23 protein-coding genes and 1 tRNA gene are annotated in these 25,732 nt (G+C 70.0%); 16 read left to right on the top strand and 8 right to left on the bottom strand.

What is annotated here, in order from left to right; genetic code table 11:
* The first annotated feature begins 58 nt into the window (after positions 1-58).
* The 8 genes from ACLBWJ_RS00260 (at position 59) to ACLBWJ_RS00295 (ending at position 6,975) form a co-directional block, all read left to right on the top strand.
* The gene (locus ACLBWJ_RS00260) at positions 59-1,129 is read left to right on the top strand and encodes an aldo/keto reductase (RefSeq protein WP_114589289.1); all 1,071 of its coding nucleotides are present in this window, start codon (positions 59-61) and stop codon (positions 1,127-1,129) included.
* Positions 1,126-2,067 carry a 4-(cytidine 5'-diphospho)-2-C-methyl-D-erythritol kinase gene (locus tag ACLBWJ_RS00265; RefSeq protein ID WP_447659563.1) on the top strand — a complete coding sequence of 314 codons (942 nt, stop codon included), beginning with the start codon at positions 1,126-1,128 and terminating at the stop codon, positions 2,065-2,067. The genes ACLBWJ_RS00260 and ACLBWJ_RS00265 overlap by 4 nt, the downstream gene beginning before the upstream one ends.
* A complete protein-coding gene (locus ACLBWJ_RS00270; protein ID WP_447659564.1) occupies positions 2,064-3,377 on the top strand; it encodes a GNAT family N-acetyltransferase in 1,314 nt (437 codons plus the stop codon). The genes ACLBWJ_RS00265 and ACLBWJ_RS00270 overlap by 4 nt, the downstream gene beginning before the upstream one ends.
* A gap of 114 nt (positions 3,378-3,491) precedes the next feature.
* Entirely contained in the window at positions 3,492-3,782 is a 291-nt protein-coding gene (locus ACLBWJ_RS00275; RefSeq protein WP_447659565.1) for a DUF427 domain-containing protein, read from the top strand.
* Positions 3,783-3,786: 4 nt separating this feature from the next.
* Entirely contained in the window at positions 3,787-4,608 is an 822-nt protein-coding gene (locus ACLBWJ_RS00280) for an ABC transporter ATP-binding protein (protein WP_114589291.1), read from the top strand.
* A gap of 1 nt (position 4,609) precedes the next feature.
* Positions 4,610-5,293 carry an ABC transporter permease gene (locus ACLBWJ_RS00285; protein WP_112617990.1) on the top strand — a complete coding sequence of 228 codons (684 nt, stop codon included), beginning with the start codon at positions 4,610-4,612 and terminating at the stop codon, positions 5,291-5,293.
* Positions 5,290-6,003 (top strand): ABC transporter permease, encoded by a 714-nt coding sequence (locus tag ACLBWJ_RS00290; protein ID WP_112618041.1) that lies wholly within the window; start codon positions 5,290-5,292, stop codon positions 6,001-6,003. The genes ACLBWJ_RS00285 and ACLBWJ_RS00290 overlap by 4 nt, the downstream gene beginning before the upstream one ends.
* 54 nt (positions 6,004-6,057) lie before the next feature.
* The gene (locus ACLBWJ_RS00295) at positions 6,058-6,975 is read left to right on the top strand and encodes an ABC transporter substrate-binding protein (RefSeq protein WP_071918006.1); all 918 of its coding nucleotides are present in this window, start codon (positions 6,058-6,060) and stop codon (positions 6,973-6,975) included.
* 57 nt (positions 6,976-7,032) lie between these two features.
* Here the strand turns inward: ACLBWJ_RS00295 and ACLBWJ_RS00300 are convergent, their stop codons facing one another.
* Together ACLBWJ_RS00300 and ACLBWJ_RS00305 are read right to left on the bottom strand one after the other, a co-directional pair.
* The gene (locus ACLBWJ_RS00300) at positions 7,033-8,850 is read right to left on the bottom strand and encodes an ABC-F family ATP-binding cassette domain-containing protein (RefSeq protein WP_447659566.1); all 1,818 of its coding nucleotides are present in this window, start codon (positions 8,848-8,850) and stop codon (positions 7,033-7,035) included.
* Between the two features lie 59 nt (positions 8,851-8,909).
* The gene (locus tag ACLBWJ_RS00305; RefSeq protein ID WP_274179529.1) at positions 8,910-9,428 is read right to left on the bottom strand and encodes a MarR family winged helix-turn-helix transcriptional regulator; all 519 of its coding nucleotides are present in this window, start codon (positions 9,426-9,428) and stop codon (positions 8,910-8,912) included.
* Positions 9,429-9,527: 99 nt separating this feature from the next.
* On the opposite strand from ACLBWJ_RS00305, the gene ACLBWJ_RS00310 reads away from it, so the two are divergent.
* From ACLBWJ_RS00310 to ACLBWJ_RS00340, 7 genes are all read left to right on the top strand, one after another.
* Positions 9,528-9,599 (top strand) — tRNA-Gln (locus ACLBWJ_RS00310).
* Between the two features lies 1 nt (position 9,600).
* Positions 9,601-11,073 carry a bifunctional UDP-N-acetylglucosamine diphosphorylase/glucosamine-1-phosphate N-acetyltransferase GlmU gene (gene glmU / locus ACLBWJ_RS00315; RefSeq protein ID WP_274179528.1) on the top strand — a complete coding sequence of 491 codons (1,473 nt, stop codon included), beginning with the start codon at positions 9,601-9,603 and terminating at the stop codon, positions 11,071-11,073.
* Positions 11,048-12,082, top strand: coding sequence for a ribose-phosphate diphosphokinase (locus ACLBWJ_RS00320; RefSeq protein ID WP_112617994.1), 1,035 nt, complete (start codon positions 11,048-11,050; stop codon positions 12,080-12,082). Before glmU ends, ACLBWJ_RS00320 begins: the two co-directional genes overlap by 26 nt.
* Before the next feature lie 126 nt (positions 12,083-12,208).
* A complete protein-coding gene (locus ACLBWJ_RS00325) occupies positions 12,209-14,914 on the top strand; it encodes an HAD-IC family P-type ATPase (protein WP_274179527.1) in 2,706 nt (901 codons plus the stop codon).
* A gap of 88 nt (positions 14,915-15,002) precedes the next feature.
* Positions 15,003-15,497, top strand: a complete 495-nt coding sequence (locus ACLBWJ_RS00330; protein ID WP_274179526.1) for an FMN-binding protein — start codon at positions 15,003-15,005, stop codon at positions 15,495-15,497.
* A complete protein-coding gene (locus ACLBWJ_RS00335; RefSeq protein ID WP_282501042.1) occupies positions 15,494-16,366 on the top strand; it encodes an FAD:protein FMN transferase in 873 nt (290 codons plus the stop codon). The genes ACLBWJ_RS00330 and ACLBWJ_RS00335 overlap by 4 nt, the downstream gene beginning before the upstream one ends.
* Complete coding sequence (locus ACLBWJ_RS00340) at positions 16,363-17,910, top strand: FAD-dependent oxidoreductase (protein WP_282501041.1); 1,548 nt, start codon at positions 16,363-16,365, stop codon at positions 17,908-17,910. The genes ACLBWJ_RS00335 and ACLBWJ_RS00340 overlap by 4 nt, the downstream gene beginning before the upstream one ends.
* Positions 17,911-17,961: 51 nt before the next feature.
* Here ACLBWJ_RS00340 and ACLBWJ_RS00345 read toward each other — a convergent pair whose 3' ends face one another.
* The 4 genes from ACLBWJ_RS00345 to ACLBWJ_RS00360 form a co-directional block, all read right to left on the bottom strand.
* Positions 17,962-19,371 (bottom strand): HNH endonuclease, encoded by a 1,410-nt coding sequence (locus ACLBWJ_RS00345; RefSeq protein WP_447659567.1) that lies wholly within the window; start codon positions 19,369-19,371, stop codon positions 17,962-17,964.
* A 99-nt stretch (positions 19,372-19,470) separates the two neighbouring features.
* Positions 19,471-19,890, bottom strand: a complete 420-nt coding sequence (locus tag ACLBWJ_RS00350; protein WP_282501039.1) for a hypothetical protein — start codon at positions 19,888-19,890, stop codon at positions 19,471-19,473.
* Positions 19,887-21,470, bottom strand: coding sequence for a sensor histidine kinase (locus ACLBWJ_RS00355; RefSeq protein ID WP_323985794.1), 1,584 nt, complete (start codon positions 21,468-21,470; stop codon positions 19,887-19,889). The genes ACLBWJ_RS00350 and ACLBWJ_RS00355 overlap by 4 nt, the downstream gene beginning before the upstream one ends.
* Entirely contained in the window at positions 21,467-22,198 is a 732-nt protein-coding gene (locus ACLBWJ_RS00360) for a response regulator transcription factor (RefSeq protein WP_274178006.1), read from the bottom strand. The genes ACLBWJ_RS00355 and ACLBWJ_RS00360 overlap by 4 nt, the downstream gene beginning before the upstream one ends.
* A gap of 88 nt (positions 22,199-22,286) precedes the next feature.
* Here ACLBWJ_RS00360 and ACLBWJ_RS00365 point away from each other — a divergent pair, with 88 nt between their 5' ends.
* Entirely contained in the window at positions 22,287-23,300 is a 1,014-nt protein-coding gene (locus ACLBWJ_RS00365) for a magnesium and cobalt transport protein CorA (RefSeq protein WP_274178005.1), read from the top strand.
* A 76-nt stretch (positions 23,301-23,376) separates the two neighbouring features.
* On the opposite strand, the gene gndA is transcribed toward ACLBWJ_RS00365, so the two are convergent.
* Positions 23,377-24,969, bottom strand: coding sequence for an NADP-dependent phosphogluconate dehydrogenase (gene gndA / locus ACLBWJ_RS00370; protein ID WP_274178004.1), 1,593 nt, complete (start codon positions 24,967-24,969; stop codon positions 23,377-23,379).
* 69 nt (positions 24,970-25,038) lie between these two features.
* Entirely contained in the window at positions 25,039-25,701 is a 663-nt protein-coding gene (gene eda, locus ACLBWJ_RS00375; protein ID WP_274178003.1) for a bifunctional 4-hydroxy-2-oxoglutarate aldolase/2-dehydro-3-deoxy-phosphogluconate aldolase, read from the bottom strand.
* Between the last annotated feature and the right edge of the window lie 31 nt (positions 25,702-25,732).

Raw genomic sequence — 25,732 nt, forward strand, 5'->3', positions numbered from 1 at the left:
CTCGGAGACTCTGCGCGAATGAGGACGCAAGCGGGTGCGCGCTCGATAGGCTCGGACGGTGACCGCCTCGCCCCGCTTCCCCGCCTCGCGCGGCGGAGACCTGCACCGTCCCTATACCGCAGCCCCCGATCGCTACGAGAGCAGCGGGTACCGCCAGGTCGGGGCCTCCGGGCTGTTCCTGCCGCCGATCTCGCTCGGGCTGTGGTGGAACTTCGGCGACAACATCCCCTTCGACCGTCAGCGCGAGGTGCTGCGCCACGCCTTCGACCGCGGCATCACGCACTTCGATCTCGCCAACAACTACGGGCCCCCCTACGGTTCGGCCGAGACGAACTTCGGACGCATGATGCGCGAGGATTTCGCGCCCTACCGCGACGAGCTGATCATCTCGTCGAAGGCGGGGTACGACATGTGGGACGGCCCCTACGGCAACCACGGTTCACGGAAGTACCTGATCGCGAGCGCCGAGCAGTCGCTGAAGCGGATGAGCGTCGACTACGTCGACATCTTCTACTCGCACCGCGAGGACGACACGACCCCGATCGAGGAGACGGTGGGAGCGCTCGACGCGCTCGTGCGTCAGGGCAAGGCGCTCTACGTCGGGATCTCGTCGTACTCGGCCGAGAACTCCGCTCGGGCCGCCGCGGTGGCCCGCGACCTCGGCACGCCGCTGGTGATCCACCAGCCTTCGTACTCCATCCTCAACCGCTGGATCGAGGACGGCCTGACCGACCAGCTGCGCCGAGACGGGATGGGCGCCATCGGCTTCATGCCGCTGCAGCAGGGTCTGCTGACGGGGCGGTATCTCGACGACGGCACGTCCGAGCGGTCGATGCAGCGCTTCTCGCTGCCCGATGACGGGCGGCTGTCGGCGTCCGCACTGGCGGGCCTGCGCGAGCTCGGCGACCTCGCGCGCGATCGTGGGCAGACCCTCGCCCAGCTCGCCATCCGGTGGACGCTGCGTGACCCGGTGGTCGCTTCGGCTCTCATCGGCGCATCGCGCACCGCTCAGCTGGACGAGAACCTGGCGGCGCTCGACGGGCCCGACCTCACCGAGGACGAGCTCGAGCGGATCGACGACATCGCCTCCCGCATCGGCTCGATCTGGGACGGGCCGGACGGCTCATGAGCCTCAGCGCCGTCCCCGACCGCGTGCGTGTGCGGGCTCCCGGCAAGATCAACCTGTTCCTCGACGTCGGGTCCGTCCAGGACGACGGCTACCACGACGTCGCCTCGGTCTATCAAGCCGTCTCGCTGTACGAGGACCTGGTCGCCACACCGGCGGACGACTTCAGCGTGAGCGTCGTCGATGAGGCGGGTGCGCCCGTGCCCCGCGTTCCGCTCGATGATCGCAACCTCGCTCTGCGCGCCGCACGGATGGTGGCGCGCGAGGTGGGGTATCTCGGCGGCGTGCACCTGGAGATCTGCAAGGCGATCCCGGTGGCCGGCGGCATGGGCGGAGGCTCGGCGGATGCCGCCGCCGCCCTCGTGGCCTGCGACGCGTTGTGGGGCGCCGGGCTCACCTCCCCGGCACTGCAGGAGCTGGCAGCGCGACTGGGCGCCGATGTCCCCTTCTCTCTCATGGGCGGCAGTGCCGTCGGGACGGGACGCGGCGATCGCTTGAGCCCGGCGCTGGGGCGGGCCCGCTTCGACTGGGTCGTGGTGATCGACGAAGCCGGACTCTCCACCCCCGAGGTGTACGCGCAGCTCGATCGGCTGCGAGCCGAACGCCGTCCCGACATCGCGCCACGGCCCGAGCCGCCGGAGGTCGACCCGGTCGTCCTGCAGGCCCTGCGTTCGGGTTCCCCCGACCTGCTCGCGGGCGCGTTGCGCAACGATCTGCAGGATGCCGCGTGCGCGCTGCGCCCCGACCTGGGCGAGCTGCTCGATCGCGCCGTCGAGATCGGCGCGCTGGCCGGCCTCGTGTCGGGCTCCGGCCCCACGCTGGCCTTCCTCGCCGCCGACGCCGACGCGGCGCGCGGCATCGAGCAGAACCTGTCCGCGATGGGCCACCGTGCCCGTCACATCTCCGGCCCGGTGACGGGCGCGAAAGTGGTGACCCGATGACCGAGCCCCAGACCTCCTTGCTGAACCGTGACGTCGACGAGGCGTCGCATCGCGCGCTCGCCGAGCGCGGCTTGACGTACCTGACCGTGGCCGCCGGCGAACCGGCGTTCGAGGGCTGGATCCAGGCCGTCTCGCGCGGTTTCCAGGACGGCGAGCGCTCGCCCGAGCAGATCGCCGGCGCACGCGGCAGGAACAGCGGTCGGCGCCTGACCGGCGTGTTCGACGAGAGCGGGCCGATGCCGGAGGTGGCGGTCGGCACGATCGCGTCGTGGCCCTCCGAGCTCACCGTGCCGGGCGGAACGATCCCCGCCGGTGCGATCAGCGCCGTGACCGTCGCGCAGACGCACCGGCGCCGAGGCATCGCGCGGGCGCTCCTGGAGGGCGAGGTGCGCACCGTCGCGGCGGCCGGGCTTCCCATCGCCATGCTCACGGTGACCGAGTCGACGCTCTACGGCCGTTACGGCTTCGCCTCGGCGGCTTCCGCCGCGATCCTCGACATCGACACCCGCCGGGTGCGCTGGGCGGGTCCCACGCCCGACGGGCGCCTCGATTTCATCGATCGGACGGCCGCACGCGACCTCGTGGCGACGCTGCACGAGCGCACGCGTCACCGCACCCCCGGCGACATCGCGCTGCCGCCGGGACACGGCGACCGCTTCACCGGCACCGATCCCGACGAGAAGGACGGGGGAGCGATCCGCTGCGTGCAGTATCGCGACGCCGCGGGCGAGGTGCGCGGCATCCTGACCTACTCGCTCGCGCCTCATGAGCGGGACATCGTCAAGGGCACCGCGAAGGTGACGATCCTCATCGCCGAGACCGACGATGCGTACGCGGCGCTCTGGCGGTTCCTGCTGGAGCTCGACCTGGTGGCCCACGTCCGCGCGGAGCTGTGCTCGGTCGACGAGGCGGTGCTGTGGATGATCGGCGATCGGCGGGCCGCCTCGGTCTCGGTGTTCGACCACCAGTACCTGCGCATCCTCGACGTGCCGGCCGCTCTCCGCGCGCGCACCTACAGCTCCGCGGGGCGCGTGCTGCTGCGCGTGAGCGACCCGCTCGGGATCGCCACCGGCGAGTACCTCCTGACGGTCGATGACGACGGCGAGGGCACGGTGGCGACGGCGGCGGATGCCGATAGGGCCGGCGCCGATGTGCTCGAGCTGTCGGTCGTCGAGCTCGCGGCCGTCTATCTCGGCGGTGTGTCGCCCGAGACTCTCGGGCGCGCTGGACGCCTGACCGGCACCGACCTCGCGGCATCCTCGCGCATGTTCGCATCGACGATCGTTCCCCGCGTCGGCCTCTGGTACTGATCGCTCCGCCCGGGCCGGGATGCGCTGTTCTAGTCCATTTCGCGACATGACGCAACACGGCCCGAGTGTCGGCTCCGAACGCTAGCGTGAGAGACCACAACGGAGGGCGGCGCCATGCGTGCACGACTGGGCGACACGATCATCGCCGAAGCCGACGAGAGCGATCTCGTGCGGATCGAGGGCAACTGGTACTTCCCGCCGCGGAGCATCGCTCCGGGCGTCCTGACCGAGAGCGACACCGCGTACACCTGCGCGTGGAAGGGTGACGCCCAGTACTTCGACGTCGCCGGTTCCTCGGACAAGGCCTGGTCCTACCCCGCGCCGTACCCGACTGCGATCGAGCGCGTCGGCACAGATTTCTCCGGCTACGTCGCATTCGACCGCTCGGTCGTCATCGAGAGCTGAACGCGTGATCGAGTTCCGCGACGTCGTCAAGGAGTTCCCCGACGGCACCCGCGCGGTGCAGGACTTCTCTCTGGTCATCCCCTCGCACAAGACGACCGTCTTCGTCGGATCGTCGGGATGCGGCAAGACGACGCTGCTCCGCATGATCAACCGCATGGTCGAGCCGACCTCCGGAGCCATCGAGATCGACGGCGAGAGCGTCGCGACCGGTTCGCCGGTGCATCTGCGCCGCCGTATCGGATACGTCATGCAGAACTCGGGGCTGCTGCCGCACTTCACCGTCGCCGACAACATCGCCACGGTGCCCGTGCTGACCGGCACGAGCCGGCGTGACGCGCGTCGCCGGGCGCTCGAGCTGATGGAGACGGTCGGTCTCGACACCCGGATGGCCGATCGCTACCCGAGTCAGCTGTCGGGCGGCCAGCAGCAGCGCGTGGGAGTTGCCCGGGGCCTCGCGAACGACCCCAACATCCTCTTGATGGACGAGCCGTTCGGCGCGGTCGACCCCATCGTGCGTGACGAGCTGCAGCAAGAGCTGCTGCGTCTGCAGCGCGAGCTCGGCAAGACCGTCGTCTTCGTCACCCACGACATCGACGAGGCGTTCCTCCTCGGCGACCAGGTCGTGATCCTCGCGGCCGGTGCGCGGAAGCTGCAGGTCGGCTCGCCCAGCGAGATCATCCGCGACCCGGCCGACGAGTTCGTCGCGAGCTTCATCGGCGTCGACCGGGGCAAGCGCGCCCTGCGCGTCGAGCGGACCGCCAACGGCGCGGTGCTCGTCGATTCCGAGGGGCGCACGCAGGGCACCCTGGTCGAAGGCGACGCCTGACGTGTCGTGGATCTGGTCGAATCTCGACCTCATCTTCTCGCTCGCTCTGGATCACATCCGGCAGAGCGTCATCGCGATCGTGCTCGGGTTCGTCCTCTCGGTGCCGCTCGGGTGGGTCGCGTGGCGCTATCGCCTGCTGCGCGGGTGGGTCATCACCCTGACGGGGCTTCTCTACACGATCCCCTCGCTCGCGCTGCTCGTTCTGCTGCCGAGCGCGCTCGGGTACGGCATCCGCACCGAGACGAACCTCATCGTCGGGCTGACGATCTACGCCATCGCGATCCAGACCCGCTCGGTCGCCGACGGCTTCGACTCGGTCGACCCCGGCGTCCGGCAGGCGGCCACGGCCATGGGATACGGCGGGTTCCGTCGTTTCTGGGCGGTCGACCTGCCGCTGTCCGGACCCGTGCTGCTCGCCGGCCTGCGGGTCATGGCCGTCTCGACGGTGTCGCTCGCGACCGTCGGCATCCTCGTCGGCGTCACCAACCTGGGGTATCTCTTCACCAACGGCATTCAGCGCCGCCTGCTCGAAGAGGTGTTCGCCGGCATCGTCGCCGTCGCGATCATCGCGCTCGTCATCGATGCGCTGCTCGTGGTGATCGGACGACTCGTGATGCCGTGGGCGCACGCGGGCTCGGCCCGCCGCGATCGTCGCGCGCGCCGCCGACGGGAGGCGACCGCATGAACGTCTTCGTCGACGCGATCGCCTGGATCCTCGACCCCGCCCAGTACACGGGCAGCAACTCGGTGCCGTTCCTGATCGGCCAGCAGCTGTTCTACACCTTCGTCTCGGTCCTGATCGCCGCGCTCATCGCCGTACCGATCGGCTGGGCCATCGGCCACACGGGGAAGGGCCGCGAGTTCGCCGTGGCCGTCTCGGGAGCGGCCCGCGCCATCCCCTCGTTCGGACTGCTGATCCTGCTGATCCTGCTGCTGGGCGTCACCCAGAAGACCGAGGCGGCGTTCATCACGTTCGTCGTGCTGGCGATCCCGCCGCTGCTCGCGGGCGCCTACAGCGGACTGCAGGCGATCGATCGCCGCACGATCGACGCCGCCCGGGCCGTCGGCATGACGGAGTGGCAGATCCTCTGGCGCGTGGAGGTTCCTCTGGGCCTGCCGCTCCTGATCGGCGGACTGCGCTCCGCGGTGCTGCAGGTGGTGGCGACCGTGACGATCGCGGGGTACACCGACCTCGGGGGGCTCGGCTTCCGCATCATCCAGGGCATCGACCTCCGCGCGATCGACCAGGTGCTCGGCGCCGCACTGATCCTCGCGCTGCTCGCCCTCCTGCTCGACGCCGTCTTCGCCCTTCTGCAACGTCTCAGCGCGCCACGCGGTGTGCGCGCCGCCGACGCCCCGCAGCGGAACCGCCGGCCCGTCGCCGCGACCGCCTGACCGACCTTCCCGACCCACAGCACCGAACTCCCGCACCATCGAAAAGAGGAACCCATGTCCCGCTTCACCACCCGCCGCCTGTTGACGGCCGGTGTCGGCGTGCTCGCCGCCACCACCCTGTTCGCCGGATGCGCGAGCTCCGACCCGCTCGCGGAAGGCGGGGGCGAGTCGGCGGCCCCCGCCGACGGCACCATCGTCATCGGCTCGCAGGACTACTACTCCAACGAGATCATCGCCGAGATCTACGCCCAGGCGCTCGAGGGCGCAGGCAAGACCGTCGACCGTCAGTTCACGACCGGCCAGCGCGAGGCGTACCTGCCCGAGCTCGAGAGCGGCTCGCTGACGCTGTTCCCGGAGTACACCGGCAACCTGCTGCAGTACTTCGACGAGGACACCACCGCCCGCACCTCCGAGGACGTGTATGCCGCTCTCGCCGACGCGCTCCCCGAGAACCTCACGGTGCTCGACCAGGCGACCGCGAGCGACCAGGACTCGTACACCGTGACGGCGGCATTCGCCGAGCAGTGGAACCTGACCACGATTGCCGACCTCGCGAACGTCACCGAGCCGCTGACCCTCGGCGGCCCGGCCGAGCTCGAGCAGCGTCCCTACGGCCCGACGGGCCTCGCCGACACCTACGGCATCGAGGTCGGCTTCCAGGCGACCGGCGAGACCACGGTCGACGACCTCGTCGCCGGCACCGTCAACGTCGCGAACGTCTTCACGGCCGACCCGCGCATCCAGACCGACGACCTCGTCGTGCTCGAAGACCCCGAGGGGCTCTTCCTCGCGTCCAACGTCGTCCCGGTCGTCAACAAGGAACTCGCTGGCGAGGTCGAGGACACCATCAACGCCGTCAGCGCGAAGCTCACCCCAGAGGCCCTGGTCGCCCTGAACGTCCAGAGCACGGTCGACAAGCTCGAGCCGGCCGCGATCGCGAAGAAGTTCCTCGAGGACAACGGACTCGTCTGATCCGCAATGAAGCCCCCGGTGCGCACAGCGCCGGGGGCTTCGTCGTGCGGCGCGCACTCAGCCGTCGATGGCCTCGCCGAGCTCGAGCCAGCGTTCCTCGAGGGTCGTCGTCTCGGCGACGAGTTCATCGCGCCGGCGCTGCAGGCTCATGATCCGCTCGAAGTCGTCGTGAGCCTCCGCGAGCTGGGCGTCGACGGCCGCGATCTCGCCCTGGATCTTCTCGAGACGGCGGTCGATCGCCGAGATCTCCTTCTCGGCCGCTCGCCGCTCCGCGCCGCTCAGAGTGGGGGCCGCCGGGCTCGCCGCCCCGCCACCCGATGCCGGAGCGGATGCCGCTGAGGTCGACCCCGTGCGCCCGGGCTGCTCGCGTCGCAGCCGCAGGTACTCGTCGACACCGCCGGGAAGATGTCGCAGCCGCCCGCCGAGGATCGCGTACTGCTGATCGGTCACGCGCTCGAGGAAGTAACGGTCGTGCGAGACGACGATGAGTGTGCCGGCCCACGAGTCGAGCAGGTCCTCGATGGCCGCCAGCATGTCGGTGTCGAGGTCGTTGGTCGGCTCATCGAGGATCAGCACGTTCGGCTGGTCGAGAAGGATGAGCAGCAGCTGGAGACGCCGCTTCTGCCCGCCGGAGAGGTCCTTGACCGGCGTCGAGAGCTGCGCCGAGCTGAACCCCATGCGCTCGAGGAGCTGCCCCGGGGTCAGGTCCTGCGCCTTCGATCCCGAGCCGATCGTGTAGCTCGTCCGCAGATTCGAGATGACGACGCGGACCGGCTGTTCGAGGTGCTCGTCCAGTTCGCTCATGCGCTGGGAGAGGGTCGCGACCTTGACGGTCTTGCCGTGCTTGACGCGTCCCGCGGTCGGCTCGACGGTACCGGAGATGAGCCCGAGGAGCGTCGATTTGCCCGCGCCGTTCACGCCGAGGATGCCGGTGCGCTCGCCCGGCGCGATGCGCCACTCGACCTTCTCGAGCACGACGCGATCGCCGTAGCTGACACCGGCGTCGAGGACGTCGACGACATCCTTACCCAGTCGCGACACCGCGAGCGACTGCAGCGCGACCCGATCGCGGATCTCGGGAACGTCGGCGATCAGCTCGTTCGCCGCGTCGATGCGGAACTTCGGCTTCGATGTGCGGGCGGGGGCGCCGCGGCGCAGCCACGCCAGCTCCTTGCGGGCGAGGTTCTGCCGTCGGGCCTCGATGGCGGCCGCCTGCCGGTCGCGCTCGACCCGCTGCAGGATGTACGCCGCGTAGCCGCCCTCGAACGGTTCGACGATGCGGTCGTGGACCTCCCAGGTCGCGGTGCAGATCTCGTCGAGGAACCAGCGGTCGTGCGTCACGACGAGGAGCGCACCGGAACCGGCCGACCAGCGGCGCTTGAGGTGCTCGGCGAGCCACGAGATGCCCTCGACGTCGAGATGGTTCGTGGGCTCGTCGAGGAAGATGACGTCGTGATCGCCCGCGAGGAGCGCGGCGAGCGAGACGCGACGGCGCTGACCGCCGGAGAGCCCGCGGATCGGACCTTCCCAGTCGAGGTCGCCGAGAAGGCCCGCGATGACGTCGCGCACGCGGGCGTCGCCCGCCCACTCGTGATCGGCGAGGTCACCGACCACCGCGTCGCGCACCCGGAGGTCGTCGTCGAGGTCGTCCGCCTGCGCCAGGACGCCCACCCGGGTGCCGCCGCGAACCGTCACGCGGCCCGAATCGGGCTCGACGAGCCCCGCGAGCATGCGCAGGAGGCTCGACTTGCCGTCGCCGTTGCGGCCCACGATGCCGATGCGGTCGCCCTCGTCGACTCCGAGGGAGACCCCGTCGAACACCACTTTGGTCGGATACTCGAGGCGAAGGCCCTCGGCTCCCAGAAGATGCGCCATATTGCTTCCAGGCTAGGCCACGCCCGCGGCGGGGCCGCTGTCAGCCGGAGCGGGATGCGTCAGGCGGACGCCGGCGGGGGAGAGCCGTCGAACCCCAGCGACAGCTTGCGCAGCAGCGACGCCAGGCGGTCCCGGTCGCCCTTCGACAGGCCCGACAGAAGCACGGCTTCCGCGTCGACGAGACGCGTGATGGCCGCATCCACGCGGATGCGTCCGTCGTCGGTGAGGGTCACCAGGACACTGCGCCCGTCGCCCGGATCGGCCTCGCGCCGAACGAGCCGGCGCGCGACGAGCCGGTCGATGCGGTTGGTCATCGTGCCGCTCGAGACGAGGGTCTGCTGCAGCAGCTGCTTCGGGCTCAGCTGGTAGGGCTCGCCCGCGCGGCGCAGGGCCGAGAGCACGTCCCACTCCCACGGCTCGAGATCGCTGCGGCGAAACGCCTCGCGCCGCGCCCGGTCGAGGTGACGCGACAGCCGGTCGACGCGCGAGAGCACCCCGAGGGGGGAGAAGTCGAGGTCGGGGCGCTGCAGCGACCACGCACCGACGATGCGGTCCACCTCGTCGGTCTCGTGTGCCATGGCACCATTATCCCGACCCGCGGGGCGGGACTCAGCCGCGGCGCAGACGCGACCCCGCGCGCTCTGGCAGACTTGTCGGGCTGCACCTGCGTGCGGCGTTCCGCCGTGGTGTAATGGCAGCACGACAGCCTTTGGAGCTGTGAGGTCTAGGTTCGAGTCCTGGCGGCGGAGCATGAGCGACACCCCACTCGACCCCCGTCTCGCTGTCGTGATCCTCGCCGCGGGGCAGGGGACGCGGATGAAGTCCTCCCTCCCGAAGGTGCTGCACCGCATCGGCGGTCGCCCCCTCGTCGGCCATGTGCTCGACACGGCACGCGACCTCGCACCCGCTCACGTGCTCGTCGTCGTCCGGCACGAGCGCGATCGCGTCGCCGAGGCCGTGCTCGGCGTCTCGCCCGAGGTCGTCGTCGTCGACCAGGACGAGATCCCCGGCACCGGCCGGGCCGTCGAGGTCGCTCTCGACCAGCTGCCGGACTTCGACGGTGACGTGCTCGTACTCAGCGCGGACGTCCCCCTGCTCGATGACGCGACGCTCGGCGAGATGCTGCGCACCCATCGTGCATCGGGCGCCGCCGCCACGATGCTGAGCGCACGCCTGAGCGACCCGACCGGTTACGGTCGCGTCATCCGTGACACCGCGGGCAGCGTCGACCGCATCGTCGAGCACAAGGACGCGTCGGATGCCGAGCGCGCCGTCGACGAGGTCAACGCCGGGGTCTACGTCTTCCAGGCAGCGCCGTTGCGCGAGCGGCTCGGCCGCATCAGCATCGCCAACGTGCAGGCCGAGAAGTACCTCACCGATGTCGTCGGCATGCTCCGCAACGACGCGCTCGCGGTCGCCGCGCAGCTCGTCGCGGACGCGAATCTCATCGTCGGCGTCAACGACCGGGTGCAGCTGGCCGAGGCCGCGCGCCTGCTCAACGCCCGCACCGTGCGCCGCTGGCAGCTCGAGGGGGTGACCGTGCAGGACCCCGCCACGACGTGGATCGACGTCACGGCGACGCTGGCCCCCGACGTGACCGTTCTGCCGAACACGCACATCCTGCGTGCCACGGTGATCGCGGAGGGTGCGACGATCGGGCCCGACACCAGCCTCTCGGACTGCGAGGTCGGCGCGGGCGCGACCGTCACGCGGAGCGACGCGACCCTCGCCGTCATCGGGGCCGACGCGACCGTGGGGCCCTTCTCGTACATCCGGCCGGGCACGCAGCTCGGCGAGCGCGGCAAGATCGGCACGTTCGTCGAGACGAAGAACGCCGTCATCGGGGAAGGCAGCAAGGTCCCGCACCTGTCGTACGTCGGCGACGCCGAGATCGGCCGCGGCGTGAACCTGGGGGCGGGTGCCATCACCGCGAACTACGACGACCTCGCCAAGCACCGCACCGTGATCGGCGACGAGGTCCACGCCGGCTCGCACAACGTCTTCGTCGCGCCGGTTAAGATCGGTGAGGGCGCCAAGACGGGCGCCGGAGCGGTCATCCGCAAGGACGTCCCGGCCGGTGCTCTCGCGCTCAGCGTCGCCCCCCAGCGCAATGTCGCAGGGTGGGTCGAGAAGAACAGACCCGGTACTGCAGCCGCCGCAGCAGCGGCACGCGTGCGGTCTTCACAGGAAGCGGACGATGGCTCGCAAGAAGAACACGGTTGACCTCGACGTCTCGCGGGGCATCGCCCCGGGACTGGTCGCCAAGACCAAGAAGCGTCTCGTCGTGGCATCCGGTGGCTCGCACCCCGCGCTGTCGGCCGATGTAGCAACGCAGCTCGGCACGGAGCTCGTCCCGACCGAGCACCGCACCTTCGCATCGGGCGAGATCCTCACCCGCTTCGAGGTGTCGATCCGCGGATGCGACTTCTTCCTGGTGCAATCGTTCGGACCGCCGGTCAACGAGTGGCTCATGGAGACGCTGATCATGCTGGATGCCGCCAAGCGCGCGTCCGCCAAGCGCATCACCGTCGTCGCGCCGTACTACCCCTACTCGCGGCAGGACAAGAAGGGTCGCGGCCGCGAGCCCATCAGCGCGCGTCTCGTCGCCGATCTGTTCAAGACGGCCGGCGCCGACCGCGTGATGAGCGTGGACCTTCACGCCGCGCAGATCCAGGGGTTCTTCGACGGTCCCGTCGACCACCTGTTCGCCAAGCCGGTCCTGCTCGAGCACTTCGAGCGCACGCTGAGCCCGGAGGACCGCGAGAAGCTCACCGTCGTGTCGCCGGACACCGGCCGCGTCCGCGTCGCCGACACCTGGTCCGACAGCCTCGGCGCTCCGCTCGCGATCATCCACAAGCGGCGCGACCCGAACGTCGCCAACCAGGTCACCGTCAACGAGATCGTCGGTGATGTCCGGGGTCGTGTCTGCCTGCTGGTCGACGACATGATCGACACGGGTGGCACGATCGTCAAGGCCGCGCAGGCCCTGAAGAACAACGGCGCCGAGCGCGTCATCGTCGCGGCGACGCACGCCGTCTTCAGTCACCCCGCGGTCGAGCGTCTGCAGGATGCCGCGATCGACGAGGTCGTCGTCACCGACACGATCCCGCTCGGTGACGACAAGCGCTTCCCCGGCCTCACCATCCTCCCGATCGCCCCGCTCCTGGCGCGCGCGATCAAGGAGGTCTTCGAGGACGGCTCTGTCACCAGCATGTTCGACGGCGCCGCCTGACTCGACCTGACCCCGGCAGGGTGACCCCGGCGCTGCATCGAGCGTCGGGCTCGGGACGGGGCCGCACCGGGATCTTCTCCGGCGGCCTCCGGTGTACCGCAAAGCCGCACGCCGTAGGATCGGCCCATGGCTGCCCCTGTCTCCGAGGCGGATCTCGAGTCGCCTCGCTCGTACGCCCGCCCCGTCGACGAGGTCGCCGCGGCGCTCAGAACCAGTGCCGACGGCCTGAGCTCGGATGAAGCAGGGCGGCGCCTCGACGCGGTGGGGCCGAACGTCCTTCCCGAGGCCAAGCGCACGCCCGCGTGGCTGCGGTTCCTCTCGCACTTCAACGACACGCTGATCTACATCCTGCTGGCCGCCGCCGCGATCAAGGCGGTCATGGCGGACTGGCTCGACGTGTGGGTCATCCTCGCCGTCGCCATCATCAACGCGGTGATCGGGTATGCCCAGGAGGGGCGCGCCGAGAAGGCTCTCGCGGGCATCCGCGGCATGCTGTCGTCGGATGCGAGCGTGCGCCGAGACGGCTCGTGGCGGAGTGTGCCCGCCGCCGAGCTCGTGCCCGGCGATGTCGTGCGCCTGTCACCGGGCGATAAGGTTCCGGCCGACCTCCGGCTCGTCCAGGCGAGCCAGCTGCGCATCGACGAGGCGGCGCTGACCGGCGAGTCGGTACCGGCGTCGAAGCACACCGATCCGGTCGACGCGGATGCCGGCGTCGGCGACCGGGCGTCGATGGCGTTCTCCGGCACGATCGTGTCGGCGGGACAGGCCCGCGGAATCGTCACGGGCACGGGCGCTCGTACCGAGATCGGCAAGATCCAGGAGCTCGTCGGGGGCGCTGGAGCCCTGACGACGCCTCTCACGAAGCAGCTGGACGCGTTCGGGCGGGTCCTGACCCTCGTCATCCTCGGGATGGCGGCCGCCATGATGCTCGTCGGCCGATTCGTGCACGGGATGCCGTTCGGCGAGCTCGTCTCGGCCACGATCGGTTTCGCGGTGGCGGCGATCCCGGAAGGGCTGCCGGCGCTCGTGACGATCACTCTGGCGATCGGTGTCCAGCAGATGGCCCGGCGTCGCGCCATCACGCGGAAGCTTCCCGCTGTCGAGACGCTGGGCTCGGTGACGACCGTCTGTTCCGACAAGACGGGCACGCTGACGAAGAACGAGATGACGGTGCGGCGGATCGTCACCCCGGTCGCCCGCTACGACGTCTCGGGGCTGGGCTACGAACCGGCGGGCGAGATCGAGCGGACCGACGGGGACGGGCGTTCCGGCGGTGATCTGTCGGCCGTCCTCGCCGTAGCGGACCTCTGCAACGACGCGAACATCGTCTCGGATGACGACGGTTGGAAGCTCGTCGGTGAGCCGACCGAGGGTGCGCTGCGCGTCGTCGCGATGAAGGGCGGACACGACGGTGAGGCAGAGGGCGTCCGTCGCGTGGACGTGCTCCCGTTCGACTCGGAGAACAAGTTCATGGCGACCCTGAACGAGGGCGCCGACGGGTCGCGCGCTCTCCTCGTCAAGGGCGCGCCCGACCGGCTGCTCGACCGCTCGACGCGCCAGCGCGGGGCCGCGGGGCCGGAGGAACTCGACCGCGAGTTCTGGGATGCGGTCATCGCCGAGCTGAGCGCCGAGGGCCTGCGCGTGCTCGCCGCCGCGCGCAAGCCGTCGCGCCTCGACGAGGTCGGGATCGACGACGTCGATGAGCTGGAGTTCCTCGGCCTCTGGGGCATCCTCGACCCCCCGCGGCCCGAGGCCGTCGAGGCGATCGCCGACTGCCACCGGGCCGGCATCCGCGTGAAGATGATCACGGGCGACCATGCGGGAACGGCCGTCGCGATCAGCCGTGAGATGGGGCTGGTGTCGGATGACGAACCCCGCGTGCTCACCGGCGGCGAGCTCGAGTCGCTCAGCCAGGAGAAGCTGAAGGATGTCGTCCGCGACGTCGACGTCTACGCGCGGACGAGTCCCGAGCACAAGATCCGTATCGTCCGAGCGCTCCAGTCGCACGGCGAGGTGGTCGCGATGACCGGTGACGGCGTCAACGACGCCCCCGCGCTCACCCGCGCGAACGTGGGAGTCGCGATGGGGATCAAGGGCACCGAGGCGACGAAAGAAGCCGCCGAGATCGTACTCGCTGACGACAACTTCGCCACCATCCGTTCCGCGATCCGCGAGGGGCGCCGGATCTACGACAACCTGCGCAAGTCGATCGTGTTCCTGCTGCCCACCAACGGGGCCCAGTCGCTCGTGATCCTCGTCGCCGTCGTCTTCGGGTTGGCGCTGCCGTTGTCTCCCGTGCAGGTGCTGTGGGTGAACATGGTCACGGCGGTGACGCTCTCGCTCGCCCTCGCGTACGAGCCGGCCGAGCCGGGGATCATGTCGCGACCGCCCCGGTCGAGCGGCGGGTCGATCATCTCGCTGCGCGAACTTCTGTTCGTCCTCATCGTGTCGGTGATGATCGGGGGAGCGACGCTCGCGGCGTTCGCGATCGTTCGAGCAACGGGCGCCGAGCTGGATGTCGCCCGGACGGTCTCGGTCTCCGTACTCGCGCTCGGCCAGCTGGCGTTCCTGTTGAACTGCCGGTTCTTGCGCCGTTCGAGCCTGACCCGGGATGTCCTGCGCGGCAACCGGGTGATCTGGTGGTCGGCTGCAGCCCTCGTCGGCTTGCAGCTCATCTACACGTACGTGCCGTTCATGAACGCGCTGTTCGACTCGCGGCCGCTCTCGGCGCAGGCCTGGCTGCTTCCGCTGGGGTTCGCCGTGGCGATCTTCTTCGCGGTCGAAGGGCTGAAAGCGCTGTGGCGCGCGCCGGAACTCGATGCAAACGCATAGGAACGACAGAGGGGAGCCATGGCGACGGGCCGCTAGCGTGAGATCAGCCCACCTCCCCCCGGAGGGGCACGACACAGGAGGACCCATCATGATCCGCGCCACTGCCGTACCCCGTTCGCTCCGCGTGACCGCCGCCGCGGCGTCCGTCGCCGGCCTTGCGCTCCTCGCCGGCTGCGCGGGCCAAGCCGAAGGCGAGCAGCCCGCATCAGGCACGGCGCCCTCCGCCGACGCGACGACCGAGACCGGTTCGAGCAGCCCGAGCGGTTCGTCGGGGGCGACCGGCGGCACTTACACCGACGGCACGTACACGGCCGAGGGGACCTATCAGACCCCCGAGGGCCCCGAGACGATCACCGTGACGCTCACGGTCGAATCCGATGCCGTGACCGCGGTCGAGGTCACCGGTGAGCCGACCCGCCGCGAGAGCAAGCAGTACCAGTCGCAGTTCATCGGCGGCATCTCGGATGCCGTCGTCGGCAAGAGCCTCGACGACGTGAAGGTCGACCGCGTGGCGGGCTCGTCGCTCACGAGCGGTGGTTTCAACGCGGCGGTCGAGGAGATCCGCACCGACGCGGCAGCATGATCGTCGCGACTGCCGGCTTCGGGCGGTGGGAGTTCGGCGCCATCGGAACCGCGTGGTGCGTCGACAGCGAGGTGCCGCTGCGTGACGGCGATCGGTCAGCGGTGATGTCGCTCGTGGAGTCGTTCGATCGGGACTGGTCGAGATTCCGCGCGGACTCGACCGTGAGCCGGCTGGCGTCGGGCGGATCGGTCGCGGCGCCTCCCGACGCCGCGGCCTTGCTGGCGCTGTACGGCGACCTGGCCGACGTCACGGACGGCGCGGTGAACCCGCTCGTGGGTGACGCACTCGCCCGGCGCGGTTACGACGGCTCGTACTCCCTCCGCGATCGCGGGGCGATGGCCGCGCCGGACCGGTGGCGCGATGTCGTCGAGCTGGCGGACGACCGACTCACGCTTCACAGCCAGGCGACGATCGATGTGGGCGCGGTGGGCAAGGGTCGCCTCGTCGATCTCGTGATGTCGGAGTTGCGGCGGCGCACGGCCGGCTGGCTCGTCGTCGATGCGAGCGGCGACCTCGCGATCGACGGGGTGCAGCAGCGTGTCGCGCTCGAGCACCCGTATGACGGGTCCCGGGCGGTCGGAGTCTGGACGCTTGACGCCGGGGCGCTGTGCGCCTCCGCGACCAACCGTCGAGCGTGGGGCGATGGTCTGCATCACGTTCTCGACGCGCGCACGGGCGAGCCGGTTCGGGAGTACGCAGCGACGTGGGCGGTCGCTTCGGACGCCATGACGGCGGATGCCGTCGCCACCGCCCTTTTCTTCGACGGCGGCCCGCGGTTCGCGCAGGCGCAGGGGGCATCGTGGGTGCGGATGCGCACCGACGGTTCCGTCGAATGGTCACCTCACTGCGAAGCGGAGTTGTTCGTATGACGTCCCTGACAGCCTTTCGGAATCGGACCGTCGGCGCGCTCGGGCGAGTGTCGATGTACCGGTTCGTCCTCGTCGCACTCTCCGCGCTGACGGTGATCGCTTTCGTGCTCACTCTCGTGGGTCAGATCGCCGGCGACCCGCTCGCGCTGCCGGTGTCGCTCATCGTGCTGGCCGTCGCGATCATCGCGGTCGATGCCGTTGCGCAGCGGATGCTCGGTCGCACCTGGCGCATCGAGTCGGCGCTCATCACCGCGCTCATCCTGTTGTTCGTCCTGCGCCCGACGCTCGAGCCGGTCGGACTCCTGGGGCTCGCCGTCGCGGGAGCGGTGGCCTCGGCCTCGAAGTACCTGCTGGCCTGGCGCGGGCGGCACATCTTCAACCCCGCGGCGGCGGGCGCGACCGTGCTGACGGTGCTCAGCATCCCGTTCCCCGACCTCGGCGCATCCGCATGGTGGGTGGGTTCGCCTGTGCTGGCCGTGCCGGTCATCGTGCTCGGCGGGCTGGTGCTCGTGCGCACGGAGAAGGTGCGGGTGGTCGCGGTCTTCCTCATCGTCGCGGTGGCCGTCGCGCTCGTGCGGACGTTCGTGCAGTACGCGCAGGTGTCGCTCCCCGTCGACGCGTCCGTCATCGCGCAGGTGCTGTGGTCGTCGCCGTTCCTGTTCCTCGGCGCGTTCATGCTGTCGGAGCCGTTGACCCTGCCGCCGCGTCGGCGGCAGCAGTACGCGGTCGCGGCTCTCGTGGGGGCTCTCGCGGGATGGCCGATCCTCGTCGGCGACGTGAGCCTCGGGCAGGAGCGTGGGCTGCTGATCGGCAACCTGCTGGCGTTCTTCTTCGCGTACCGCGCCGCGGTGCGGCTGACCTTCGTCGAGCGCACAGCCCTGACTCCGTCCGTTCGCGAGCTGACCTTTCGGGCGCACCGGGGTTTCCGATTCCGCCCGGGTCAATACCTCGAGCTCGAAGTGCCGCATCGCCGTCCCGACGCGCGGGGCACGCGGCGCGAATTCTCGATCGTTTCGGCGCCCGCGGAGCTGCCGGAGGTGCGGATCGCCATCCGCGAGGGGTCGCAGTCGAGCTACAAGAAGGCGCTCGCGCTGGTCGAGCCCGGTCGCGATCTTCCCGTCACCGGCGTGTGGGGCGATTTCGTGCTCCCCGCACGGACCGATGCCAAGGTGTTGCTCGTCGCGGCCGGTATCGGGGTGACGCCCTTCGTCTCGCAGTTGCGCGAGATGCGTCTGGCGGGGGAGCGGCGGGATGTCGTCATGGTCTACGTGGCATCGGATGCCGACGAGCTGGCCTTCCGCGATGACATCATCGCTGCGGAGATCCCGGTGATGGTCGTGACGCGAGACGAGCCTCGGAACCTGCCCGACCACTGGACGTGGACGGGCGGGGCGCGGCTGACCGCGGCATCTCTCGCCACGCTCGTGCCGGACCTCACCGAACGGCACGCGTTCATCTCGGGACCGCCGCGGCTCATCGCCGACCTCGCCCCGGCGCTCTCGAAAGCGCGGTCGCTCACCACGGACGCCTTCGCCGGATACTGAATTCGCAGTGCGTGTCGAGATCGCGCGACGCATCAGAAGGGTCGCGACGCATCAGAAGGGTGGAGCGAGATCCGGCGGCGGCCCGCCGGATCCGACGCGAGATCGCGGTGGGCCGGAGGTGTCGATGGTGAAGCAGACGGCGGGTATGGGGACGTCTTCGCGGTAGATCCGGCCGAGGGGTGAGGTCCATTCGAGAACGCCGCCGCCGACCTGCCTGACCTCCCACTTGGTGAACTGCTTCATGGAGTGGTGTCGTTGGCAGAGGTGGGCGAGGTTGAAGATGTGGGTGTGGCCGCCGAGGGCGTAATCGACCGTGTGGTCGAGTTCGCAGCGGATCGCGGCCCGTCGGCATCCGGGGAACCGGCAGTGCTGATCCCGCGCCATCAGGAGCTTCTTCATCGACGCGGTCGGCCGGTAGGTGTCGATCTCGACGGGAGTACGGCTGACGGGGTCGATGAAGAGCCGGTCCCACTCCGACACCTGCCCCGCGAGCTCGCGCGCCGTTTCGGCATCGACAAGCCCCGCACCCACGGCTTCGGCGGGGTTCTCGTCACGCCCCATCAACGTCTCGGCGGTGACCGCCACCTGCACGCGTGCCCGGATCGCCCCGAGCCCACCAGCCCGATCGATCCCATACGTCGGGTCAACGACCGGCGCCCCGCCGAGCACCAGGTCGCCGAGGATGTCGGCCCGCAGCTGATCCATCGTCCGCGTATCGGCGGGCTCGCCCGCCCCGACGGCATCCGCCCCGGCGGCATCCGCCCCGGCACCCGCACCCGCACCCGCATCCGCATCCGCACCCACGGTCCGGGCGTCCTTGACGGACTGTCCCATCTGCGTGAGCCGGTCGAGCATGCCCACCGCGATCACGGTCGGGACGGTCGCGATGACATCCGACATCCCGTCCGTTCCGTGTGAGACCCGCACACACCGCCCGGCGGCGGCGTCGCGGTGCCGGTCGGTGAACGTGCGCTCATGAAGTCTCTCCGCGAGGGCACGCAGCGCCGGTTTCACCCGGGTGGCGATGTCGCGCTCGCGCACCGCGATCGCCGCGACCTCGAACTCGCCCCGCACCTCATCGGGCAGCCCGGTCCCCGCTGTGACGACCGCGTCGACGTGGTCGCGGGTGATCCGCCGCTCCTCCCACGCCGAAAAGACGGTCGGGTAATCGTCGACGATCGTCAGCGCATGGTCGATGTCGGCCTGCAGGCGCCTGTCGGTCCGCCGGGCCAGCCCCGCAGCTTCAGCCGCGACCGACCGCAGCTCCATGTCCGAGGCCATCCCACGCACTCCGTCACGGCGCGCCTCACGCAACGCGGACCGGCCCAGCTCGGCCAGAGCCCGCACCGAAGCGACATCCGCGTCATGCACCAGCGCGAGCGCCTCGCCGTAAGCCGCGATCGCGGGGCCGTGCGGCGAGACCTCGATCTCGTCCGAGCCGCCACCCCTGTTCGCTGACATGTTCCCATTGTGGCAGCCGGGTCAGACATCCACATCGAACATAGCTACGAAATGCAAAACTCGTCAGACCCCACCCCTGGGGAGGAATCGCCGACCGGCTCAGCCGCCCGCCCGACCGCGCCCGTCGATCTCGGAACAACGGTGTTCGACAGCACGTGCGATGTCATCCACCGCGCGCCACAGCGCCGTCGATGCATCCGTCGGCGACGGGCTGGCATCCCCGCGGAGACGGCGCTTGAGGAGGTCCTTCGCTTCAGCGCGTTCGATGTCGGCGGCGAGCTCGAAAGCGAGAACGTCGAAGTCGCGCTCCGCATATCCGTCTACGGTCGCTCGTACTCTGCCCAGCTGCGCATCGTCGCTCTCGAGGTGCAGGTGAGTGCGGAGCGCTGGGTCGTACGGTGTCGCACCGACGTAGGCGATGTCGCCTGTCGCCGCGTCGACCCAGACGTAGATCCATGAGCTGGACGGCTGCACCCGCCCGCGGCGGACCGCCACGATCCGCGGCTCACCGAGCGTCACGGCATGTCCTGCGTTCCGCTCGCCTGCTCATTCGTGGTCGGTCCCGTCCCGGCATCCGACGGCTCGCCCGTCTCCGGGGCGGCCGGTCTCGCGGTCAGGCGCAGTTCGAAGGTGGTCGAGCCGGGCTCGCTCTGCACGGTGAGCGAGCCTCCGTGCGCGGCAACGATCGCGCGCGCGATCGACAGGCCCAGCCCTGTGCCGCCGGTCTGACGCGCGCGGGAGCGATCACCGCGTGAGAAGCGTTCGAAGATTTCGTCAGCCACGGCGGGGTCGATACCCGGGCCGTCGTCGTGCACCGACAGGATCGCCGTGCCGTCCGCAACGCGCACGGAGGTGGTGACGGTGGTCCCCGCCGGGGTGTGCACGCGGGCGTTCGCCAAGAGGTTCGCGACGACTTGCGTGATGCGGGTGGCATCCGCGGCGACGATGACCGGATCGTCGCCGACGTCCAAGCGCCATTCGTGGTCCTGGCCCGCGGCACGCGCGTCGGCGACGGCATCGACCGCGAGCGCCGTCAGGTCGACGGTGCCGTAGACGAGCTCCTGGCCCTCGTCGAGGCGGGCGAGGAGCAGCAGGTCTTCGACGAGCCTGGTCATGCGCAGCGACTGCGCCTGGATGCGCTCGAGGGCGGCCGTCGTCGTCTCTTCGACCCCGGGCACGCCCTGGCGCATCGCGCGCAACGAGAGCTCCGAGTATCCGCGGATCGAGGCGAGCGGGGTGCGCAGCTCGTGGCTGGCGTCGGCGACGAACGACCGCATGCGCTCCTCGTTGCGCTGGCGTGCGATGAGGGATGCGTCGACATGGTCGAGCAGCGTGTTGAGGGCGGCGCCCACGCGGCCGATCTCATCATGGTCGTCGGTCTCCTCTGCGGGCACGCGCTCGGTGATGGAGACAGCGCCCTGCGCGAGGGGGAGCGACGCGACCCTCGTCGCTGTGTCAGCCACAACGCGCAACGGCCGGAGTGAGCGCTGGATGACAACCGCGATCGCCGCGCTGAGGAGGAGCAGGCCGCCGACGGTCACGATCGTGATCGTGGTGACGACGATTGCGACAGTCGTATCGACCTGTGCGAGCGGAAGAGCACCCAGCCCGGTGATGTCGCCCGCTTTAAACGACACGACGCGGAACGCGCCGAGATCGCCGATCTCGATCGTCGCCGGAAGGGCGCTGAGGTCGGTCGAAGCCAGATCGTTGAGCTCCGCGGTCGTGAGGCTGCGCACTCCCTCGTCGCCGTCGAAGGTCGCGCCGGTGACGGGACCGCGCGGGTCCTGCACCAGCAGCGTGTAACCATACGGGAGACCCGTCGTGCCGGCGATCGTCTCCTCCGCGGAGCGCACACGCACGACGTAGCCGCTGCTGTCGAAGAGTTTGAGCCCGCGCGTGAGCGATTCGGCGTTGGTGGTGACGGTTGAGACCAGCACAGTTCCGATCGTGGTCGCGAGCCCGACGGCGCTCGAGATGAGCGTCAGCGCGACGACACCGACCACCGTGACCATCAGCCGCGTCTGCAGCGTCCAGCGCTTGCGGGCGCGCCGGTCCGTGCGCCCGTGCGCGCCGGCGCCATCCGGGGCGGACGTCACTGCGGAGCTTTGATCATGTAGCCCACACCCCGGACGGTGTGGATGAGCGGCTCGCGACCCGCATCGATCTTCTTGCGCAGGTACGAGATGTAGAGCTCGACGACCGAGGATCGCCCGCCGAAGTCGTAGTTCCACACGCGGTCGAGGATCTGGGCCTTCGACACCACGCGGCGCTGGTTTCGCATGAGGTAGCGCAGGAGCTCGAACTCGGTGGCGGTGAGCTCGATGCTCGTCCCGCTGCGTTCGATCTCGTGCGAGTCCTCGTTGAGCGTGAGGTCCCCGACGCGTAGCACGGGGTCGGCGCCACCGGCTGTCGCGGTTCCGGCGCGCCGCATGAGACCCCGCAGCCGTGCGACGACCTCCTCGAGACTGAAGGGCTTCGTGACGTAATCGTCGCCGCCCGCTGTGAGCCCAGCGACGCGGTCGCCCACGGAATCCTTCGCGGTGAGGAACAGCACGGGAACATCGTCGCCGGACTGACGAAGGCGCTGCAGCACCGACATCCCGTCGAGGTCGGGCATCATGATGTCGAGCACCATGGCGTCCGGCTCGAATTCCCGGGCGAGCGAGAGCGCCTCGAAGCCGGATGCCGCGGAGCGGACCTCCCAGCCCTCCATCTTCAGTGCCATCGAGAGCAGATCGGTGAGCATCTGCTCGTCGTCGACGACGAGGATGCGCAGCGGGGAGCCGTCGGGACGCTGCAGTGCCGTGGGAGCGGGAGTGGTCATGAGCCCATTGTGAGGCGTTCGCTATGGAGAAGCTATGGACGATGCTATGTGCGCGCTGTGAGCTCGGGATGTGGCATACGGTGACGTCATGACGAACGTTGAGGCGGCGGTGTATGTCGACGGGTCGCGGATCGGCGACGGTCTGGCGCCGCGCGACGCCGCGGTGCTCGCGCGCGAACGGGGCGGCTTCGCGTGGGTCGCGTTGATCGACGTCGACGACGCGCAGATCGAGTCTCACGCGGCCGAGCTGGGGGTACCTCCCATCGCGGTCAAGGAAGCCCTCCGCCCGCATCAGCGGTCGATCTTCGAGCGGTACGGCGACCACGCCTTCGTGGTGCTGCAGCCCGCGCATTACGACGATGCCTCCGAGACGGTCCGCTGCGACGAGATCGACGTGTTCCTCGCACCGCACCTCATCGTGACCGTGACGCGCTCGGATCGCATCGACCTCAGCGAGCTCCAGGGTCGTCTCGACAGCCACCCGGACCTGCTCCGCCGCGGCCCGGCATCCGTCATGTGGGTACTCGCGGAACTCGTCACGACCGGTTACCGCGTCGTGCTCGACGGCGTCGAGAACGACATCGACGAGATCGAGGATCAGCTGTTCGGCGACGACCCCGGAGTGTCGAGGCGCATCTTCGACCTGCAGCGGGAGGTGATCGACCTCGCTCACGCCACGACGCCGCTGCCGGACGTCCTGACGCGGCTCGCTTCGACCCTCACGGATGCCGCGGCCGGCGCCGAACCGGCCGGATGGGACGACGTCCGCGGCCGCGCGCAGTACGTGGCGGAGCGCGTGCAGTCGATGCGACACACGCTCGACGACGCGTTGACGATCCACGCGACCCTCGTCAACCAGCGGCTGGACGAGAAGATGGCCGACCTCACCGTCGTCCAGGTGCGCCAGAACGAACAGGTCAAGAAGATCTCGTCGTGGGCGGCGATCGGATTCGCCCCGACGTTCGTCGCGAGCGTTTATGGCATGAACTTCAGATTCATGCCCGAGCTGGACCAACCGTGGGGCTACCCGATGGCGCTCGGGCTGATGGTGCTCCTGAGCGCCGGTCTCTACGGGATCTTCAAGCGCAACGACTGGCTCTGACGTCTCGTCGTCGCGTACAGCGAAGGCCCCGCCGAGCGGAGATGCTCGACGGGGCCTCGTGACCTCAGGAGTGGGGTCAGTGCGTGTCTTCGGCCTCGACCTCGGAACGGTCTCCCGACCACAGCGTGTGGAAGGTGCCGTCCTTGTCGATGCGCTTGTAGGTGTGCGCACCGAAGAAGTCGCGCTGGCCCTGGATGAGGGCTGCCGGCAGGCGCTCCGCACGCAGGCCGTCGTAGTACGACAGCGACGAGCTGAAGGCGGGAGCGGGGATGCCGGCGCCGGCCGCGGCCTGCACGACGTGGCGCCACGCGTCCTGGGCGCGGCCGAGCGCCTCGACGAAGTACGGCGCGGTCAGCAGGACGGGGAGCTCGTCGCCGGTCGCGTACGCGTCGGCGATGCGGTTGAGGAACTGCGCGCGGATGATGCAGCCGCCGCGCCAGATCTTCGACACCGCGCCGAGGTCGATGTTCCAGCCGTACTGGGCAGCGCCGGCACGGATCTCGTCGAAGCCCTGCGAGTAGGCGACGATCTTGGAGGCGTAGAGCGCGAGGCGCACCTGCTCGATGAAGGCGTCGGCGTCCTCGACCGTGAACGACGCGTCGTCAGGGCCGGGCAGCGAGCCGGACACGTCGCGCTGCTCGCGGTGGCTCGAGAGCGAACGCGCGAAGACGGCCTCCGCGATGCCCGAGACGGGCACGCCGAGGTCGAGCGCGGTCTGCACGGTCCACGCGCCGGTGCCCTTGGCACCGGCCTGGTCGACGATCACGTCGACGAGGGGCTGACCGGTGGCGGCATCCGTCTGACGCAGCACCTCGGCGGTGATCTCGATGAGGTACGACTCGAGCTCGCCGCGGTTCCACTCGGCGAAGATGTCGGCGATCTCGGCGGGCGATTTGCCGGTGCCGCGGCGGATGAGGTCGTAGGCCTCGGCGATGAGCTGCATGTCGGCGTACTCGATGCCGTTGTGCACCATCTTCACGAAGTGGCCGGCGCCGTCGTGGCCGACGTGCGTCACGCACGGCTCGCCCTCGGCGACCGCGGCGATCGACTTCAGGATGGGGCCGAGGGTCACCCACGACTCGTCGGGGCCTCCGGGCATGAGCGAGGGCCCGAGGAGGGCACCCTCCTCACCACCGGAGACGCCCATGCCGACGAAGTTGAAGCCGGCCTCGCGGACCGCCTTCTCACGACGGATGGTGTCGGTGAACAGCGAGTTGCCGCCGTCGACGATGATGTCGCCCGGCTCGAACACCCGCATGAGCTCGTCGATGACGGCGTCGGTGGGGCGACCCGCCTTGACCATGATGATCGCGGTGCGCGGCTTCTGCAGGTTCGCTGCGAACTCCTCGTAGGAGAAGGCGGGGATGAAGTCCGCCTCGGGGTGAGTCTCGATGAGCTCGTCGGTCTTCGAACGCGACCGATTGAACACGGCGACCGTGTTCCCTTCGCGGCTCGCGAGGTTGCGGGCGAGGTTCGAGCCCATGACGGCGAGTCCGACCACACCGATGTTCGCGGAGCCGGACCCGGCCTCGGCGGGAGCGCTGCTCTCGTCGGGGGTCGGGCGGTCGACCTCCTCGGGACGCGGGGCGCCCTCGTGGACCGTGGCCGCTTCGTGCGGCGCCTGATCCTGATCGGTCGAGGGTCCTGTCGGTGAGGGGGTCGACGCCATGCGTAGCTCCAGGTTCGCGTGCGGGTGGGGTGGCCAGGTGCTGCGAGAGAGCCCGGCTCTCTCGCCACTTTATCCGTTCGGGAGGCCGGCCGGAGCGGCTTGCGACAAGGCGTCGACACGTGCGACCGCGTCGGATGCGGCGCGGGTGATGGCGGCGGCATCGCGTGCTCGGACGGCGGTCCGCGGCAGCATCCACGAACCGCCGACGGCGGTCACCTGCGGGTGCGCGAGATAGGCGTCGAGGTTCGTGGCGTCGATGCCGCCGGTCGGCACGAACCGCAGGTCGCCGAAGGGGCCGGCGAGAGCACGCAGGGCGGGGAGGCCGCCCGAGGTCTCGGCGGGGAAGAACTTGACCGTGGTGATCCCGGCCGCGAGCGCCCCCATGATCTCGCTCGCGCTGACGGCTCCGGGAATGAGGGGAACCCCGAGGTCGGCGGCGCGGTCGGCGACCGCGGGGTGGAAGCCGGGGGAGACGAGGAAGCGGGCACCGGCGGCGACGGCGGTGTCGACCTGGGCGGGCGAGACGATCGTGCCCGCGCCGACGAGCACGTCGCCTCGTTCGGCGATGGCTTCGATGGCGGCCGGTGCTGCGGGGGTGCGGAAAGTGATCTCGGCCACCGGGAGCCCGCCCTCGGCGAGCGCAGCGGCGATGAACAGGCCCTCGTCGGCGGTGTCGGCCACGACGACCGGAACGAGGCGGTGGCGGGCGATCTGATCGAGAACAGCGACCATGATGTTTCTCCTCGGGGTGTCCATCGTCGGC

It is taken from the genome of Microbacterium sp. M4A5_1d (assembly GCF_053345465.1).

Excerpts from the sequence above, each read along its gene's own strand:
- ACLBWJ_RS00265 (WP_447659563.1), top strand. The coding sequence starts at position 1,126 with ATGAGCCTCAGCGCCGTCCCCGACCGCGTGCGTGTGCGGGCTCCCGGC.
- ACLBWJ_RS00270 (WP_447659564.1), top strand. The coding sequence starts at position 2,064 with ATGACCGAGCCCCAGACCTCCTTGCTGAACCGTGACGTCGACGAGGCG.
- ACLBWJ_RS00275 (WP_447659565.1), top strand. The coding sequence starts at position 3,492 with ATGCGTGCACGACTGGGCGACACGATCATCGCCGAAGCCGACGAGAGC.
- ACLBWJ_RS00290 (WP_112618041.1), top strand. The coding sequence starts at position 5,290 with ATGAACGTCTTCGTCGACGCGATCGCCTGGATCCTCGACCCCGCCCAG.
- ACLBWJ_RS00295 (WP_071918006.1), top strand. The coding sequence starts at position 6,058 with ATGTCCCGCTTCACCACCCGCCGCCTGTTGACGGCCGGTGTCGGCGTG.
- ACLBWJ_RS00300 (WP_447659566.1), bottom strand. The coding sequence starts at position 8,850 with ATGGCGCATCTTCTGGGAGCCGAGGGCCTTCGCCTCGAGTATCCGACC.
- ACLBWJ_RS00305 (WP_274179529.1), bottom strand. The coding sequence starts at position 9,428 with ATGGCACACGAGACCGACGAGGTGGACCGCATCGTCGGTGCGTGGTCG.
- glmU (WP_274179528.1), top strand. The coding sequence starts at position 9,601 with ATGAGCGACACCCCACTCGACCCCCGTCTCGCTGTCGTGATCCTCGCC.
- ACLBWJ_RS00320 (WP_112617994.1), top strand. The coding sequence starts at position 11,048 with ATGGCTCGCAAGAAGAACACGGTTGACCTCGACGTCTCGCGGGGCATC.
- ACLBWJ_RS00325 (WP_274179527.1), top strand. The coding sequence starts at position 12,209 with ATGGCTGCCCCTGTCTCCGAGGCGGATCTCGAGTCGCCTCGCTCGTAC.
- ACLBWJ_RS00330 (WP_274179526.1), top strand. The coding sequence starts at position 15,003 with ATGATCCGCGCCACTGCCGTACCCCGTTCGCTCCGCGTGACCGCCGCC.
- ACLBWJ_RS00335 (WP_282501042.1), top strand. The coding sequence starts at position 15,494 with ATGATCGTCGCGACTGCCGGCTTCGGGCGGTGGGAGTTCGGCGCCATC.
- ACLBWJ_RS00340 (WP_282501041.1), top strand. The coding sequence starts at position 16,363 with ATGACGTCCCTGACAGCCTTTCGGAATCGGACCGTCGGCGCGCTCGGG.
- ACLBWJ_RS00345 (WP_447659567.1), bottom strand. The coding sequence starts at position 19,371 with ATGTCAGCGAACAGGGGTGGCGGCTCGGACGAGATCGAGGTCTCGCCG.
- ACLBWJ_RS00360 (WP_274178006.1), bottom strand. The coding sequence starts at position 22,198 with ATGACCACTCCCGCTCCCACGGCACTGCAGCGTCCCGACGGCTCCCCG.
- ACLBWJ_RS00365 (WP_274178005.1), top strand. The coding sequence starts at position 22,287 with ATGACGAACGTTGAGGCGGCGGTGTATGTCGACGGGTCGCGGATCGGC.
- gndA (WP_274178004.1), bottom strand. The coding sequence starts at position 24,969 with ATGGCGTCGACCCCCTCACCGACAGGACCCTCGACCGATCAGGATCAG.
- eda (WP_274178003.1), bottom strand. The coding sequence starts at position 25,701 with ATGGTCGCTGTTCTCGATCAGATCGCCCGCCACCGCCTCGTTCCGGTC.